The organism is Shewanella sp. UCD-FRSSP16_17 (assembly GCF_001675935.1).
Classification (GTDB): Bacteria; Pseudomonadota; Gammaproteobacteria; order Enterobacterales; family Shewanellaceae; genus Shewanella; species Shewanella japonica.
The window spans coordinates 397,418-414,883 of the sequence record NZ_LZFV01000035.1 but is presented as its reverse complement, the minus strand read 5'-3'; the positions used below and the strand labels follow the sequence as shown (position 1 = coordinate 414,883).

The window sequence follows — 17,466 nt, the reverse complement described above, 5'->3', positions numbered from 1 at the left end:
TCGCAGTCAGGACTCATTCTGCAGCGGTTAATTCTGTATGCATTATCTGTGCTAGGAAGCGAATTTTACTATTGAGAAGGTAGTTACCAGCACTATCACTTGAATCAATATTCAAACAGGGAGCGTCTAATGAAGTCGCAAACAAAATTATCGTTAATTTCTCTCGCTATTACAGCAAGTCTTGCTTTACCGGTCAGCGCTACTGGCCTATCTCTGCCTGGTGTCACTGCTGTAGAAAAATCAGCAGAAGTCGCTGCAGCAGTTAACAGTCAATCGACTGTTGTTCAAACTGGATTAGGGCAAGATGCTTTAGTTAGTCAATCTGGTACTCGTCATGTTGCAGAGGTCACTCAAGTTGGTGATGACCAAATTGCTGAAGTGATACAGACAGGTGATTGGCAGGAGTCATACATTACTTCTGAAGGTAATGGTAATATTGTGTTAACCAATCAGGTTGATGACTGGCATATTTCAAACGTAAGTGTGAATGGTAATGACAACCAAGTTACTGTTGACCAATCAGGGTTTTGGAATACAAGTGAAACCACTTCTGTAGGCGCATCTAATATCGCTGATACAGTTCAAGATGGGTTTCGAAACAACAGCATTATCCAGCAAGTGGGTGACAGCAACTTAACTCAAACCACACAAGTTGGTGAAACTAACTTGGCAATTTTTCGTGTAGAAGGTAATGACAATGACGGCATTATCTCTCAGCAAGGTAACAATAACCAAGCTGGCTTAGTATCTGCTGCAGGTGGTACAAACGTTGGTAATAACAACGATTTATTTGTCGACCAATCAGGTGATGAAAACTTTGGCGCTGTATTAGGTGTCACAGGTAATGATAACAGTTTTGAAATCGTCCAATCTGGCTTTGCTAACACAGGGGTTGTTGCAAGTTTAACGGGCTCAGATAACGATATTGTTATCGATCAAAGCGGTGACTTGAACAGCGCCGTTATTGAGTTTGCTACTGGCAATGGTAATGAAGTATTCATCTATCAAGATGGTACAGGCAACCAAGTTGGTGATAGCAACATTGCTGTAATTTCTGGTAATGACAACATGATTGATATTGATCAGTCAGGTACTGCCAACCTAACCGAGTTCGAAACAATCGGCGATTTAAACGTGATTAGTGTCGTTCAAGATGGCGAAGATAACTACGTTGCTTCAGGTACATATGGTGCTGATAACATGGTAGAAATTAGCTCAACAGGTAACAGTAATGAAGTTGCTGTGTTTGTTGAACTTGATCAAAATACAGTTTCAGTTAGCCAAGAAGGCGACACTAACTTTGCTTATTCAGATACCTTTGGTTTTGAAAACAGCACGACACTTGAACAAGTCGGCTCTGACAACGAAGCCACTGTGAGCGTCGTTGGGATTGGCCAAAGTGTTGATATCGTACAAGAAGGCGAATTTAACTTAGCTGATGTTGTGTCTCTTGGTGAAGATCATATCATCGATATTGCACAAGAAGGCGCTGGTAACTGGGTTGGTGGCGATGACGGCTATTTCCTTGTCGATGGTACTAACAACAGCTTAACTATTTCTCAAGTAGGCAATGATAACTTAGTAACGGGTATGCAAGTAGGCAGTAACGATATGATCAGTGTATCGCAGTCTGGCGACTTTAATACAGCAACTATTTACCAAAACTAATTATTGCTTTTTACAAATAATTTGTAGATATAGTGATGAAAAAGGGAGCCATTTGGCTCCCTTTTTATGCAAACTTGTTGTTGACTGCAATTTTAATGGAAAATCAGTAACTGTAACGTCTACCAGTATACAGATTTAAGCGAACTCAAAGTGAGCTTGATAAGTTTGCGCCCAACGCAATAATTCAACCCGATTGCGTGATTGCGTTTTACGGAAAATAGATGAAATGTGGGCTTTGACTGTATGCTCACTAATACACAACCTGTGGGCAATTTCTTTATTACGAGCACCGCTAGAAACAAGTTGAATAATCGTTCTTTCTCGGCTTGTTAGCATTTGTAGCATAGCAACCGTATCAGGCGGAATATCAATATTTGCATCCAGTTTCTGAACCAGTCTGCGGAAAATCTTACTAATTAGCGGTCTATCATACCAAAGCTCATCTGCGACCATTTTTCTCAGCCCTGTTAACATCAGATCCATACGCTGATCGGCATAAAGTAAGCCTCTTACTCCTAACAATAGCGCTGACTCTTGATCAAGCGAGCCACGCTCAACTTGATATAAAGCAACAGGGACATGATTGACGAGCCGAGAAACCAGTAAAGGGATACCTTTACTGTCTAAAGCCGCTCCTTTTTGAGCGATTAGATAAAAACTATTGGTATTTTTCTCAACCTCTAGTTCACTCGCATGTTTAACTATGCGAGTTTTGAGACCAATAGACTCAGCTAAAATGGCCAAATGACATGGCGCTGCGACTTGGTGCAAAAAAACTAATTCATCAATATTTGAATTCATCACTTTTCTCCCTGAAAAGTATCCATCACATCTCGCGTCAGCGAGTTTCTTCCTGAAATGTTGAAAACATGTAACAACAATGTTCAATGATAGTATATTTTAACTAGTCCATAAGGTATTTTTGCAATACTAATGTATGAATTAATCATCTAAGTCCTTATAAAGTCCTCTATTAATAGCATAAAAAAACTTTCCGCACTGCCTAATTTAGTTTATTTACCTAAAAATTAGTGACGATTAAGTGATGCTAACTGCTTATTATGTAGTCCAGTAAGCAACACTAATGCACTAATTCCTCCTACTAATGCCATAAACATGTCAGATTGGGTATCCCAAACGTAACCTTGAGTGCCTAAAAAGGCTTCTGCATCTTCTCCCGTTAATAAAGCAACCCACCATTCTATGAGTTCGTAGAAAGCTGAAAACGCTAACACAAAACACACAGATAAAAACTGGCACCAATAGCCTGGTTGTAACACATGATTTCTCAACATCACTTCACGGGCTAACATCACAGGTATAAAACCTTGCGCGAGATGGCCAACTTTATCGTAGTYATTTCTATCACTATCCATCAGTTGTGCTAACCAATCGAATAACGGCACCTCTGCATAAGTGTATTTAGCGCCAACCAACAGCACACAGCAATGGATTAAAATTAACAGATAAGACAGTGAGGTTAAGGGGAATTTATTTCGAGTAAAAAATAGGATAGGAATAGCCAATAACGCAGGAAGCGCTTCAAGCCACCAAGTAAACATATCCTTAGGTGAGATAACAGACCAACAGAGCACGCTGCAATAAATCACTAGCCATATAACTTTCTTATTCAAACTAAATCCCTCTTAGATGATATTGTTCTAGAATTAGAATATTAACTTTAGCCATCTAGCCCTCTACAACCAGTTAAAAAAGTGCTATTTTGGTCTTGCATTACTATCAGCATAACATAAGCATAACTATTGATAAGAGGGTACCCATATCATGGCGAAACACTCGCTTGACAAGGATAAGATCAAAATCCTGCTGTTGGAGGGCGTCCACCAAACTGCGGTCGATGTACTAGAGCGTGCAGGTTACACAAACATTGAATATCACAAAGCTTCGTTACCAGAAGATGAGCTATTAAAATCCATTAAGGATGCCCATTTTGTCGGTTTGCGTTCCCGTACTCAATTAACTGCTGATGTGTTAAATCATGCTGAGAAATTAGTGGCTATTGGCTGTTTCTGTATTGGTACTAACCAAGTCGATATTGCTGCCGCTGAAAAGTTAGGTGTGCCTGTATTCAATGCGCCATTTTCTAATACGCGAAGTGTTGCAGAATTAGTATTGGGTGAAATTATCATGCTGATGCGTGGCATTCCGCAACGAAATGCTCATGCACATCGTGGTGGGTGGTTGAAGAGTGCAGCTGGCAGTTACGAAGTTCGTGGTAAAACCTTAGGCGTTATCGGCTACGGTCATATCGGTACTCAACTAGGTATTCTTGCAGAAACCTTAGGAATGAAAGTCGTATTTTTTGATATCGAAGACAAATTGCCACTCGGTAACGCGAGTCAAATTCACTCATTAGAAGCCCTATTGAATGAAGCTGACGTAATCAGTTTGCATGTACCTGAAACGCCTCAAACAAAAGACATGTTTGGCGCAACTGAGTTTGCTCAAATGCGTGAAAAAAGCATATTCATTAATGCGTCTCGTGGCACCGTTGTTGATATCGAAGCGTTATCTGAGGCATTAAAGTCTGGTCACCTTGCAGGTGCTGCGATTGATGTATTCCCTGTAGAACCAAAATCTAATGATGATGAATTTGTTAGCCCATTAAGAGGCTTAGATAACGTGATTCTTACTCCGCATATTGGTGGTAGCACCGCTGAAGCGCAAGAAAATATCGGTATTGAAGTCGCTGGCAAGTTAGCTAAATACTCAGATAATGGTTCAACTGTATCTGCAGTTAACTTCCCAGAAGTGACCTTGCCACAACACAAAGGCACTTCACGTCTACTGCATATTCACCATAACCGCCCTGGCGTATTGATCAAAATTAACCAAGCCTTCTCTGAAAAAGGTATCAACATTGCAGCGCAATATCTGCAAACCACAGCAGACATTGGTTATGTAGTGATGGAAGTTGACTCTAATCAAGCTGAACAAGCTCTTGGTGAATTGAAAGCGATTGATGGTACGATTCGTACTCGTGTATTGTTTTAATCGTTAAGTTAAACGGTCAATCAGCCCATTTAAACTTGATGACGAATTGACCAATAACATCACGAAAATATTGTGAACTAAAGCTATCTTCATTCAATTGAAGGTAGCTTTTTCTTTTGAGCATTAATGAATTCCGTTACACTCACTGTCTATCTTTTGATGGTCATCTTAAGGATCAGTTTATGACACTTGCAACAACACAGCCTGATTGGGACTTTCTACATACTTCCCCTGACTTATTTGTCGCCAATCTCACGCATTTAGGCTTAATTGAAATTACTGGTGAGCAAGGTAAAACCTTTATTCACGGCCAAGTCACCACTGATATCACCTCACTAACAGACCAGCAATGGCGTTGGGGAGCTCATTGTGATGCAAAAGGGAAAATGATCTCAAGCTTCAGAACATTCTCATGCAATGACAGCTTATTCACCCTTCACACAGCATCCGCATTACCACTAAGTTTGGCTCAGTGGCAAAAATATGCTGTTTTCAGTAAAGCTGAATTAACTGATATCAGTGCGAGTAAATGTATTATAGGGATAGCAGGTAACACAGCAAGCCAGTTCGTTGAACAAGAATTTGGTGCGATAAATGACGAATTAACTGTCGTCGATAACTCGATTATTTTAAAAGATAATGACCGATTTATATTGATTCTAAACGAAGATATAGCAAGCAAAGTCATTGCAGCTTCTAAGCAGCCATTACTTAATGCTTCTGCTTGGCAAGCACTAGAGATAAAAGCGGGTTATGCCAACATTGACGCTAATCATAGCGCTGAATTTGTGCCACAAATGTGTAATGTACAAGCTGTAAATGGGATTAGTTTTGAAAAAGGCTGTTACATGGGTCAAGAGACTATCGCCAGAATGAAATACCGAGGTGGTAATAAACGTGCCTTGTATATTTTATCTGGAACAGCCTCCGATACCGTCAATAGCGAAACACAAATCGAAGTTCAAATGGATGGTGACTATCGCCGTGCAGGTAAAGTCATTGAGTCAGTTCAGTATAATGGCCAAGTATTGCTTACCGCAGTCCTAGCAAACGACACTGATAATGATGCTGTACTTCGTATTAGCGATGACAGTGATAGCCTACTTTCAGTTGTACCACTACCTTATTCATTAGACGATGAGTAACAGCGTAAGTAGTTGCGCTAATCAAACGTGATATAAAAAAGGCTGCTAACCCAATAAGGGTTAGCAGCCTTTTTATATTCTAAATAGCGGCAGTATTAAAAAGTTTCTTCGTGCTTCGCTTTGATTTCTTTCACATCATCGAGTACTGAACGAAACTGTTTTACCAAATCAGGATCGAAATGCTTGCCTGACTCTTTCTCAATTAGCGCCATCGTGTCTTCAACCGTCCACGCTTTTTTATAAGGCCTTGCAGAAGTCAGAGCATCAAATACATCGGCAATGGCAATAATACGTCCTTCTATTGGAATATCTTCACCAGATAAACCGTGGGGGTAACCACTGCCGTCCCATTTTTCATGATGGCTAATGGCAATGCGTTTAGCCATTTGCAATAAAGGGTCATCATGATCGCCGATGATTTCAGCACCGATTTGCGCATGCGCTTGCATCTCTTTCCACTCATCGGCATCTAACTTACCCGGCTTTTTTAATATCGAATCTGGCGTGCCTATTTTGCCAATATCATGCATGGGCGCTGCGTTATAGACTAACTCACAAAACCGAGAAGAATGACCAGATGCAATCGCTAATAATCTAGCGTAGTGACTCATTCTAATAACATGTAATCCAGTTTCATTATCTTTGTATTCTGCTGCTCGGCCTAAACGGCGAATGATTTCAAATCGAGTTTCACTCAATTCTTTAGTACGTTGGGCGACTTCTGATTCAAGTAAGCGTTTTTGATCATACAAAGATAAATGGGTTTTTACTCTCGCCTTTACCACTGCGGGGCTGACAGGTTTAGTAATATAATCCACGGCGCCTAACTCAAAGCCTTGTGCTTCATCTTCAGTCTCAGATAATGCCGTAACAAATATCACCGGAATGTGGCAGGTTAGTGGCTCACTTTTGAGTTTCTGGCAAACTTCATGGCCGTTCATGCCAGGCATCATAACGTCTAACAAAATAAGATCTGGAGCCGACTTTTGAGCCAAAGCTAACGCTTTAGGACCATCAATTGCGACTTTGATCTTGTAATCTTTACCTAAAATACCAACTAAAATGTCAATATTTTCAGGTGTATCATCAACTATCAGCACCGTCGCTTTTTCCATGTTAAATCCCTATAACTCTTCCTAGTGAATATGACTTAAAATACTTTTTCGGTAAGCTGTAAAAACCACATCAGCCAATACTCTTACGAATTTTCTCAATATGTTCGACAGCATCTTCAAACTGGTAACCTTTAATCATTGCACCTACGGGCTTAAGTTTAGCCCAAGTTTGCTGATTCACCTGTAACTGTAGATTGTCGATCATATCGGTAGCTGATGCGTCGCCATCGTCTAACAGCGCCAATAATTTATCGAGTAATTCCGCAAAAAATTCATCGCTGATAAGTTCAAGCTGAGTAGCCTCATCGCCAGTTTCATTGTTATTTAACCAAACATCGATAGCTTCGCAAATTGAGCTAACTAAGCTGTCTAATTGACTAAGTTCATCTGAAAGCTCAGTTTCGTCAATCAAGTTCTTTTCAAGTTCTTTTGCCTGAGCAGTTAACTTATCGCAAGCTAAATTACCGGATAACCCCTTAAGAGTATGTGCGTACCTGATAGCATCTTCTCGTTCATTGCTATCGATAGCATTCGTTATCTCTTTAACAATGTGACGCTTACCCTCTACAAATCGGGTCAATATTTTGCGATATAGGCGAGCTGAGTTTTGCACTAATTGCAAACCACGATCGACATCGACGTCAGGATGCTGAGGCCAAGTTTCATCAGTCTTAGTTGAACCCTTTGCGGTGAATGTCAGGTTTTCTGTTGCTATGTTTGACCCTAAATATTTAAGCAAGGTTTGATATAGAAGAGAAACTTCTATTGGTTTGGCAACATGATCGTTCATCCCAGCGTTAATGCATTTCTCTTTATCACCGGCCATGGCATTAGCAGTCATCGCAATAATCGGCAGATTTTCAAACTCTGGCTGTAATCTAATTTGCTCTGTTGCGGTATAGCCGTCCATTACTGGCATTTGGCAATCCATTAGCACTAAGTCAAAACCTTGTTTCGCTACCATGTCTAAAGCGATTTGGCCATTATCAGCAATAGTTAATTCAATACCCACTTGCTGTAGAAACTCTGCTGCGACTTCTTGGTTCATGTCATTATCTTCAACTAATAACACTTTTTTGCCATTTAGCTGTTCAAGCAACTCTGCATTTAAGCTGGTCGCCTTTGCTCTAACTGGCATGTGTCCTTGCTTACCAAATGCCGACATTATGGCATCGAGTAGTCGTGAAGCGCTGATGGGCTTGGTGATATAACCGTTGATTCCTAGCTCATTTACTGACTGAGTAAACTCAGGAGTCGCATGAGCTGATACCATAATCGTTAACGGAGGATTCGCACTCTCTTTCATTATGGTTTCAGCCGTTTCCAAACCATCCATGCCAGGCATTTTCCAGTCAATTAAGGCCAATTTGTAATTGTTTGAATGACACATGGAGATTGCTTCAGTCCCATCTTTAGCCAAGGAAACACTGAAGCCCATACCTTTTAGCATGGTCTGTAAAATATCCCGTGCGGTTTGGTTATCATCAACAACTAAAAGCTCCATCCCTTCTAGCTCTTGAGTTGCCTTTAGCTGTAGATCATCGGCTTGGCTGAGCTGCGCAGTAAAGTAGAATGTACTTCCGACTCCACGCTTACTTTCCACTCCTATTTGTCCATCCATCAACTCGACGAGTTGCTTACAAATAGCAAGACCTAAACCAGTACCGCCATACTTTCTGGTTGTTGAACTATCAGCTTGGCTAAAGGATTGGAAAAGCTTATTACATTGCTCTGGGGTAAGACCTATTCCACTATCTCTTACGCTAAACTTAAGTTCTATCTCATCACCCTGTTGAACTAAAGTCTCGATAGTCAGAATGACTTCACCACGCTCGGTAAACTTAATGGCATTGTTCATTAAGTTAATCAGCACTTGGCTTAATCTAAGGGGATCGCCCATTAAATGACTAGGAATATTAGGTGCGACAGAGAACAATAACTCCAACTGTTTATCGGCCGCTTTTACAGCAAACATATCACTGAGATCTTCTAACAATGTATCAAGCTGAAATGGCACGATTTCGATTTCCATTTTGCCAGCTTCAATTTTTGAAAAGTCTAAAATGTCATTAATAATGCCCAGCAATGACTTAGATGCACGTTCAATTTTCTCCACAAAGTTATGTTGTTTTTTATCTAAATTGGTCTGTAGACAAAGGTGTGACATACCAATAATGGCATTCATAGGAGTGCGTATTTCGTGGGACATATTAGCCAAGAAGTCACTTTTTGCTTTGCTTGCTGCGTCAGCTTCATCTTTAGCAATTTTTAACTCATTGGAAACCGTCATTAAGCTAGTAATATCGGCCATAGACACAACTGCTGAGGTCACTTCACCTTGGTCATTATTGAGCGCTGCAAAGGTCATATCCATCCAAATAACATCACCTGATTGGCTCAGTATTCTTGGCTCAATATTAAAGTTTTCAAATTCATTATTGATCAGTTTATTAAACTGCTCTTTTGCTAGTACCTTGTCTTCAGGCGCCATAAATTCAAAGAATAATTTTCCTTCTAGCGCATTTGAATTTATTCCGATATTGCGGCCAAAGTGCTCGTTACAATTCAAAATCACGCCGTAAGCATCAATATTTACTATGCCCATTTCGGCAGTATTTAATAATGCTCTTAAATGTTTTTCACGATCCGCTAAGCGTGTTTCTGCTTGCTTCCTATCTGTGATATTCATTAAATAACCATTCCACATAATCGAATCGTTATTCCATGACTGCCCTTTCGCGCCAGCTTCTAACCAGATAGTCTCACCTGACGGATGCAGATATTGAAACTCTGTCACCCATTGCAAGCCATCAACACCTTTACCGGCTAAATCATCCAAAATCGTTTGTTTCTGGCTATCTACAATTCTGTCAATGAGCAAATCAAAGTTTTGCATTAGCATGTCACGAGGGAAGCCAATAATGCTCACACAAGCCTCTGATAAAAAGCTAAATTCGCGCTCTGAATCAGAGTGCCAAATCATTTGATAAACTAAGTTGGGTAATGACTCGGTGATATTTTCGAGCTGTTTCTGGGAGTTTTTAATCGCTTCCAATGCATGCTTGCTGTCTGTTACGTCATGTAAACTACCGTCAAACCACAGCGGATTATCTTGCTCATCGTAACTGGCTTTACCTTTCTCATGTATCCATTTAATGCTGCCATCTCGATGATAAATTCGATATTCGACATCAAAACTTTGTTGAGTTTTAATCGCCTCACTGATAGCGGCAAAACAAGCCGCATCATCGTCTGGGTGAATAAGGGTGTTAAATCTAAGCTTATTACTCTCAATGAGATCTATGGCTGAATAACCTGTCATATCAGCGATATTGTCGCTGACATATTCCATTATCCAATGGTCTTCAATTCGAGTACGGTAAATCGCACCAGGAATATTAGCCACCAGCCCTCTAAAGCGGCTTTCACTGTCTTTTATTTTACGTTCGATAGCTAGCTGGCTGGTAAGATCTCGAATCGTCGCCGCAATTTGTTTTCTCCCTTCATGCCGTATTGGTAACAATGCTAAGTTTATTTCAACCTGCATTTCGGTGTTATCTGACTTTAACGCTACCCAGCCTTCTTTAGGGGTGGCAAATCGGGTTAACTCTTGCTCTAAAAAGACAGTTCGAACAGCTTCATGTTTTTTCCTAAATCGTTCAGGAAAAAGTAACTCAACATTGAGGGCTAAAATTTGTTCAGCGCTATAGCCAAACAACTCTTGGCAGCGGCTATTGGTAAAGATGATATTCCCTAATTCATCAACAATTAGCATCGCTTGTGGTGATGACTCAATAACCGCATTGGACCATAGAGCTGCAGAAAATTGCTCCGTCACATCAGTAAATAACATCTCAACAGAAATTAATTCGCCAGCATCTGAAATTAATGGCTGCATAAACACATCGAGCCGTCTGATATGACCATCATCGGCAAGCATCTCAACTTGATGAGCCGGAACGATTTTACCTGTTAATGCTTGTTCAGTGTAATGCCAATTTTGTTCATTGATTGGATCATTGGTAAACATGCGTTGGTATTTTCGTTTTAACGTATCAACGTCAACACCTAATACTTTTTGAACACCGTCACTCACTTGCGCTAATTGCCCTTGAGGATCTAAAGAACAATAAAATGATTTATCACTCATACCATCAATGAGACTGGCAAAGCGACTTCCGGTTGAATCTTTTAATGCGAGTTCCCTTTCAGCCAGTAACTCAGCGAGCTGATTGAATTTATTGGTTAAGGTTGCAACTTCAAAAATATTATTGCCACTGGTATCTAATCGGTTCACCTTACCTTCACCAAACGCAATAATGCCATTTGCTAAGTTTTCAAGCGGGCGGTTTAAGCGTTTAGAAGCAATAATACTTGTTAGAAGCAGTGCAATTGATAGTAATAATAAAATAAGGGCGAGCCTTGATATGTTCGTTAAGAAGTACTGACTTAACTCTTCGTCACTTGTCGCAATAACCACCTGCCAGCCTAATACTGGAACATTAGCAACACTGACTAAAAAACGATGTCCCGATTCAGTAATGGCATTAGTTTGGCCTGTTAGATTATTTTCCAGTAGGTTTCTTAGTTCATTATTAACGCCACTTTTAGACAGCCACTTATCGCTACTGCCTTTTAAGTCACTATTTTCAGAATCATAAAAAATGACTTGGTCATCTTTATCCAGTACCACTAAATTCTTACTGGGAATTTGCATCAACCTAGGTAAGTTATCTAACGCAATATCGGCAGTGACGACCCCAATGCGATCATCTATTTCACCAAACGCTTTTGAATAGGTGATCATAAGAATATTGCCCGCACCTTCATCAAAGTAAGGTGTTGACCATACACCTTCTGTACTGGCTATTGCATCACTCCACCAACTCCAACTGCCATCGGTATAGTCATAAGCCTCAGCACCAATATCAAGCATGCTTATTTCATTGCCATCACGAAAAACGTAAGGTGCGTAGCGTAGCTTTTCTGCTAAAAAGTTAGGACGATAGGCAATGGCGCTGCCAAAAATACTCGGATTGCGTCCAAGACGATTGATAAGCAGGTTTTCTATTTTATGAACATCGTCATATAAATCATCACTGTCGACATAGGTGAGATAGTCAGAAAGGCCTCGCGTATTATTTTGAATCGAGTCCATCACAAAGTTAAGATGATTGGCAGATAAAACGGCTTGTTGCTCTAAGCGAAGGTAGGTATCTCTTTCATATTCTTGATAATTAATCCAGCCATGAAAACCATAAACTAATCCCATGATAAGGATTAATGGCAATGCAATATATGCCAATATTCGACTTCGAAAACTATGTAACTTGCGCTCATTTTTATCCATAAATATAAGTCTCATTTACTCAGTCAAATTTTAGCTCATCACGACATTTCACTTTCCTGACATTCAATGCTGATATTGGCGCAACAAGCCTCATCAGCACATGTTCACTATCACGATGCGGCGCTGTATAAAAAACACCCACTCTACTATAACGGTTAACCCTATGAATGCAATTGTAAATATTGTTTAAATTTGACTCGTTTATCTGTTTGTAAACGCCCTTATAAGCCTAGTAAGAGTTTCCAGCCACTACAACTTAAGTTGCAATTTTTTTATTCATGCAAACCTTAATGTCGATTCATTTAACTAAAGCGCATCATCGCATGCAGCATATAAAGATCTATTCTGCTAAAAATACCGTATGATGATGTTATTACGAGAATTACTGGAACATGTTATGTCCTCTGTTGTCTGTCAATTATCACAAGTCACTAAAAGCTTTACCGACGGCGAGCAACGTCATCAAGTTCTTAATGATGTCGACTTAAGGTTACATCTCGGTGATACCATTGCATTAACAGGGCCTAGTGGTACAGGTAAAAGTACCCTGCTTAACATTATTGCAGGCTTTGAGCGTGTTGATGCCGGACACTTAACACTGCTAGAACAAGACACACACCTCTGGACTGATAACCAATGGGCATTATTTCGGCGCCAACAATTAGGTGTCGTATTTCAGCAGTTCAACCTCCTCACACCGCTTAATGTCATTGATAATATTCGATTTCCGCTTCAGCTGAATAATCAAAAATGGAACATTTGGGGTGATGAACTCATTGAAAAACTAACACTTACTGAAGTCATTAACCGACCCGTTGAGACCTTGTCTGGTGGACAACAGCAGCGAGTAGCGATTGCAAGAGCCTTAATCCATAAGCCTGCACTACTGCTAGCTGATGAGCCAACGGGTAATCTTGATGAAAAAGCAGGACAACAAGTCATGGGACTGTTGTGCGATCTAGCCAAAGCCGCTAACACAACAGTACTTATGGTAACGCACAGCGATACTTGTGCTGCGTTTATGCAAAGGCGCTGGCACCTTGAGCAAGGTAAAGTGCATGAATGATAAGCGAAGCAATCAAGACAATAAGCCTCAACTAGATACAGGTACGAATCTAGGTACCATAAGCTGCACACCAACTGAACTTGATTATCGTTTAGAGCAAGACTCTGCTTCTGGCTATAGCTTATACAATAGTTTGGCCGTATTTGCTGCGCATTATCGCCATGCACCTTTACAAGCTGGTGCTATCTTACTTGGTATTATTTTGGCTGTTACGCTATTAATTGGGGTTAAATCCACCAACGAAAACGCAGTCCGAAGTTACAGTGAAGCTACGGAACTTTTAAGCCAACGAGCCTCGTTACTCATCACACCTAATACAGGTGAACAGTATCTGGATGAGCAAGTTTACTTTCGCCTTCGTCAAGCAGGAATAAGCCAAGCACTCGCTGTCATTAATGGGTTAGTGGTCGATAGTGAAGGACGACGCTGGCAACTTCAAGGTAGCGACCTGTTTGCAGCAATTAACCTCCAGCAGCATAGTGGCACTAATCAGAAAACAGATTCTGCAATTAACCCACATATCCCCTTAGCGAAATTACTCGGCGCTAAAAATATTCTGCTCATGAGCCAATCCTTAGCCGATAAAGTCGCCCCAGATGGCCTGTTTTACCTTCAAGACCCATTAAATGAACAAGGGTCGCCTATTTCACTTGAAGTCGTAGGCTTAGACGATGAGTTTGGCTTAGGAAATGCAATTGTTGCTGATATCTCTCTTGCGCAGTCTCTGCTAAATCATTCTCAAAAGTTATCTTATATTGCCTTATTTGACGAACCCAGCAGCTTGATAACTCAAATTAATCAAGCACAATTATTATTACAACAAGCTACGATAACAGAACAAGATCAAGGACAGGCACTCCAAGAGTTAACCCGTAGTTTCCATCTCAATTTAAATGCGATGAGTATGTTAGCCTTTGTTGTCGGCCTGTTTATCGCCTACAACGGTGTGCGTTACAGCTTGATGAAACGGCAAAAACTGTTAGTTCAACTGCTGCAATTAGGTGTCCAAAAGCACATATTATTACTGGCACTTGTGGTTGAGCTCAGTTTTCTGGTGTTTGTCGGTTCAGTCGTTGGCTTCATACTTGGTTTGCAGTTAAGTCTCTGGTTGCAGCCTATGGTTGCGATGACACTTGAGCAACTATACGGTGCACGCTTAATGCCTGGTTCATGGCAATGGCAATGGTTATTTCAAGCAATGGCATTAACCTTATTTGCAGGATTACTGGCCTGTTTACCTCTTTATCGCCAACTCACTAACCAGCCACTTGCTCGAATGATAGCCAAAAGCAATCAAGTATCGCATTTGGTCAAAACCCATCGTATGCAATTTATGATTGCCTGCATTGCATTAATTGGTTGTGCATTAGCATTTCCCTTTGCTAAACAGTATCAGGTCAGTTTGGGGTTAATGGGGATTGTGATCATTGCGATTCCACTGCTATTGCCACTGACGATTTACCGTATCAGTGAATGGATGACCAACCTCTTTCCTACTGGGTTATGGCATTACATGATTGCAGAAACAAAAGAGCTAATCGGCCCGCTATCATTAGCTATGATGGCTATGCTACTGGCATTAACTGCCAATATATCAATGAATACATTAGTGGGCAGTTTTGAAATCACACTGAAAAACTGGCTTGAAAGTCGTCTTCATGCAGACTTGTATATGCGCCCTGCAAGCGACAAAATTCTTGAGATCCAAGACTTGTTATCAAAACAAGAAAAGGTTTCAGGTATTTACACACAGTGGACTATCGCCTCGACCTACCAAGGAATGCCAATTGAGTTAGTGAGTCGAGACCTCTATTCAACCAAAGTCACAAGCTCTTTGAAGAGTCAGACGGATAACCTATGGTCAGAATTTGTCGCGGGTAAGCAAATCTTAATCAGTGAACCCATCGCAATAAAATATGGCTTAAACATTGGTGATAGTTTCAACATCAACCCCTTCAATCATGCCAGTACACATCAACTTCCAACGATTGGAGCCATTTTTTTTGACTATGGTAATCCCAAGGGGCAAGTCGTTATAGATAGAAGTTTATGGCAACAACTGCAATTACCACAGCAACCCAAAAGTATTGCAGCAAGTTATCAAGGCGATATAGGTCAACTTGAATCATTGCTGTTAGAAAGCAAATTGATCTCTAATGCCCAAATGTACAATCAAGCCAAAATCAAGCAGCAAGCCATTGCCATGTTTAAGCAAACCTTCTCGATAACCATGGTACTAAACAGTTTAACTCTGATTGTTGCTGCCATAGGATTATTCAGCGCTTGTTTAATGCTGATTCAGGCAAGGCAAGCTCCACTCGCCAAGCTCTACGCACTAGGAATTAATAAAAGAGAGTTACGTCTAATGACCTTTGTGCAAATGCAGTTGATTGTATTGCTAACCTGTTTAGTTGCGCTTCCTACAGGAGCTGTTTTGGGTTACTTGCTCATTAATAAAGTGACACTGCAAGCGTTTGGTTGGAGCATTGCAATGCTATGGGATTGGCCAGCTTATTTTCGAGTGGTCGTTATCGCACTAACAACCAGCGCTATCGCCATTGCGATTCCACTATATTGGCAAACCAGAAAACCGCTAATTAGTAGCTTACAGCAGGAGGCGTTGTGATGAACGATAACAAGCAAAATATGAACTCAATTGCTCATAAAATTAGCCTCTGTTGTATGACGATTTTAATGCTCAGCGCATGCCAGCCTGAACCCGAATCGAGTCAAATTAACATGGGCGGGATATTAGGAGACGCTTCATCGAGTTTGACTCAATACACTAAGGTCGAACCGGGATATCAATTTACATTTCCAGCAGATCATTTAGGCCATGATGATTTTCGACAAGAGTGGTGGTATTTAACTGCCAATATGCAAACTCAATCTGGTGAACAGCTTGGCCTACAATGGACTCAATTTCGTATTGCGCTCACTAGTGAAGAGCCAAGTGGGGTAATGAGTGCAATAGCTAACGCAGAAGTGACTGAAAAAAGCAGCCACGATCAAGCCAATGAATCCGCCCCACTTCAGCAACAAACTGACCACTCGAAATGGGCAACATCACAGATGTACATGTCCCATGCAGCTTTAACATCAATTGACACTCATCAAGCCGCGGAAAAATGGTCACGAGGTCACCCCCAATTTGCCGATGTAACAGCAAACCCTTTCACAGTGAAACTAGATAATTGGCAATGGATGAGTGAATCATCAGCAATGTTTCCTGCAACACTCAAGATCGCAACTGATACCTTTAGTTATCAATTATCCTTATCAAGCTCTTCACCTATGCAATTACAGGGCGAAAGTGGCTATAGCATAAAAAGTGCTGATAGCGCAGTTGCCTCTTATTATTACAGCCAACCATTTATTGATTTAACTGGCACGATTACTCGTAACGGAAAACAAGAAACCGTCACAGGCAAAGCATGGTTAGATAGAGAATGGAGTTCGCAATTTCTGACCAAGGCGCAACAAGGTTGGGATTGGTTTTCCATCCGTCTTGATGATGATTCTGCATTAATGGTATTTCAGCTACGTGGAGCAGACAAAAATACACCAGCATTTTACAGTGCTAGGAGAATGTTTGCCGACGGTAGTGGCCGAAATATCACTAACCAGAGAACGAACGATATTGCCATGAGACCGATAATCTGGCAGCAAACTGACAGCGGAAAATATCCCGTTAGCTGGCAATTATCTATTGAAAGCGAACAAATCGATGTGACAGTAACAGCACTCAACCCTGACAGTAATATGTCACTTTCAATCCCTTACTGGGAAGGACCGATTCAGGTTTCTGGTAGCCATAAAGGCAATGGTTATATGGAGTTAACTGGTTATTAGGTTAACTACTCACTATGTAATATATACCAAATACGATATGAATATGTGCCATCCACTTGGCACTGGGCTTATTGGATGTATGTTTATATTTAAATCAAACTCTGTATAAAATAAAAACAATTAATTTAATGTGTTTTATCCCGCTAATTTCCTTCAAATTCTCTCATCTTGGCCTAGAATCAATGTATCGCTTAAATTATCATCACCTAATTAAGTGACTGAGTAACTTCTAAAATGTGTCTTAGATCACGTTGC

At 40.6% G+C, this 17,466-nt stretch carries 10 protein-coding genes; 6 read left to right on the top strand and 4 right to left on the bottom strand.

The window, feature by feature from the left end:
* The first annotated feature begins 129 nt into the window (after positions 1–129).
* Positions 130–1,668 (top strand): hypothetical protein, encoded by a 1,539-nt coding sequence (locus tag A9267_RS15525; RefSeq protein WP_065109816.1) that lies wholly within the window; start codon positions 130–132, stop codon positions 1,666–1,668.
* A 135-nt stretch (positions 1,669–1,803) separates the two neighbouring features.
* On the opposite strand, the gene A9267_RS15520 is transcribed toward A9267_RS15525, so the two are convergent.
* Complete coding sequence (locus A9267_RS15520; protein ID WP_055022643.1) at positions 1,804–2,469, bottom strand: helix-turn-helix transcriptional regulator; 666 nt, start codon at positions 2,467–2,469, stop codon at positions 1,804–1,806.
* A 227-nt stretch (positions 2,470–2,696) separates the two neighbouring features.
* The gene (locus A9267_RS15515; RefSeq protein WP_065109815.1) at positions 2,697–3,302 is read right to left on the bottom strand and encodes a DUF2238 domain-containing protein; all 606 of its coding nucleotides are present in this window, start codon (positions 3,300–3,302) and stop codon (positions 2,697–2,699) included.
* 151 nt (positions 3,303–3,453) lie between these two features.
* Between A9267_RS15515 and serA the strand changes: the two genes are divergently transcribed.
* Both serA and ygfZ read left to right on the top strand, forming a co-directional pair.
* Positions 3,454–4,683, top strand: a complete 1,230-nt coding sequence (serA, locus tag A9267_RS15510) for a phosphoglycerate dehydrogenase (RefSeq protein ID WP_065109814.1) — start codon at positions 3,454–3,456, stop codon at positions 4,681–4,683.
* Positions 4,684–4,865: 182 nt separating this feature from the next.
* The gene (gene ygfZ / locus A9267_RS15505) at positions 4,866–5,828 is read left to right on the top strand and encodes a tRNA-modifying protein YgfZ (RefSeq protein WP_065109813.1); all 963 of its coding nucleotides are present in this window, start codon (positions 4,866–4,868) and stop codon (positions 5,826–5,828) included.
* A gap of 95 nt (positions 5,829–5,923) precedes the next feature.
* Here ygfZ and A9267_RS15500 read toward each other — a convergent pair whose 3' ends face one another.
* The gene (locus A9267_RS15500; protein WP_055022647.1) at positions 5,924–6,943 is read right to left on the bottom strand and encodes a response regulator; all 1,020 of its coding nucleotides are present in this window, start codon (positions 6,941–6,943) and stop codon (positions 5,924–5,926) included.
* A gap of 70 nt (positions 6,944–7,013) precedes the next feature.
* A complete protein-coding gene (locus tag A9267_RS15495) occupies positions 7,014–12,293 on the bottom strand; it encodes a PAS domain S-box protein (RefSeq protein ID WP_065109812.1) in 5,280 nt (1,759 codons plus the stop codon).
* Positions 12,294–12,690: 397 nt separating this feature from the next.
* On the opposite strand from A9267_RS15495, the gene A9267_RS15490 reads away from it, so the two are divergent.
* Genes A9267_RS15490 through A9267_RS15480 form a run of 3 tightly spaced genes read left to right on the top strand, consistent with a single transcriptional unit; the run spans position 12,691 to position 17,211 of the window.
* Entirely contained in the window at positions 12,691–13,359 is a 669-nt protein-coding gene (locus A9267_RS15490) for an ABC transporter ATP-binding protein (RefSeq protein WP_065110056.1), read from the top strand.
* A complete protein-coding gene (locus A9267_RS15485) occupies positions 13,352–15,985 on the top strand; it encodes an FtsX-like permease family protein (protein ID WP_082972414.1) in 2,634 nt (877 codons plus the stop codon). The genes A9267_RS15490 and A9267_RS15485 overlap by 8 nt, the downstream gene beginning before the upstream one ends.
* A complete protein-coding gene (locus tag A9267_RS15480; RefSeq protein ID WP_231919174.1) occupies positions 15,985–17,211 on the top strand; it encodes a lipocalin-like domain-containing protein in 1,227 nt (408 codons plus the stop codon). The genes A9267_RS15485 and A9267_RS15480 overlap by 1 nt, the downstream gene beginning before the upstream one ends.
* Positions 17,212–17,466 lie beyond the last annotated feature (255 nt).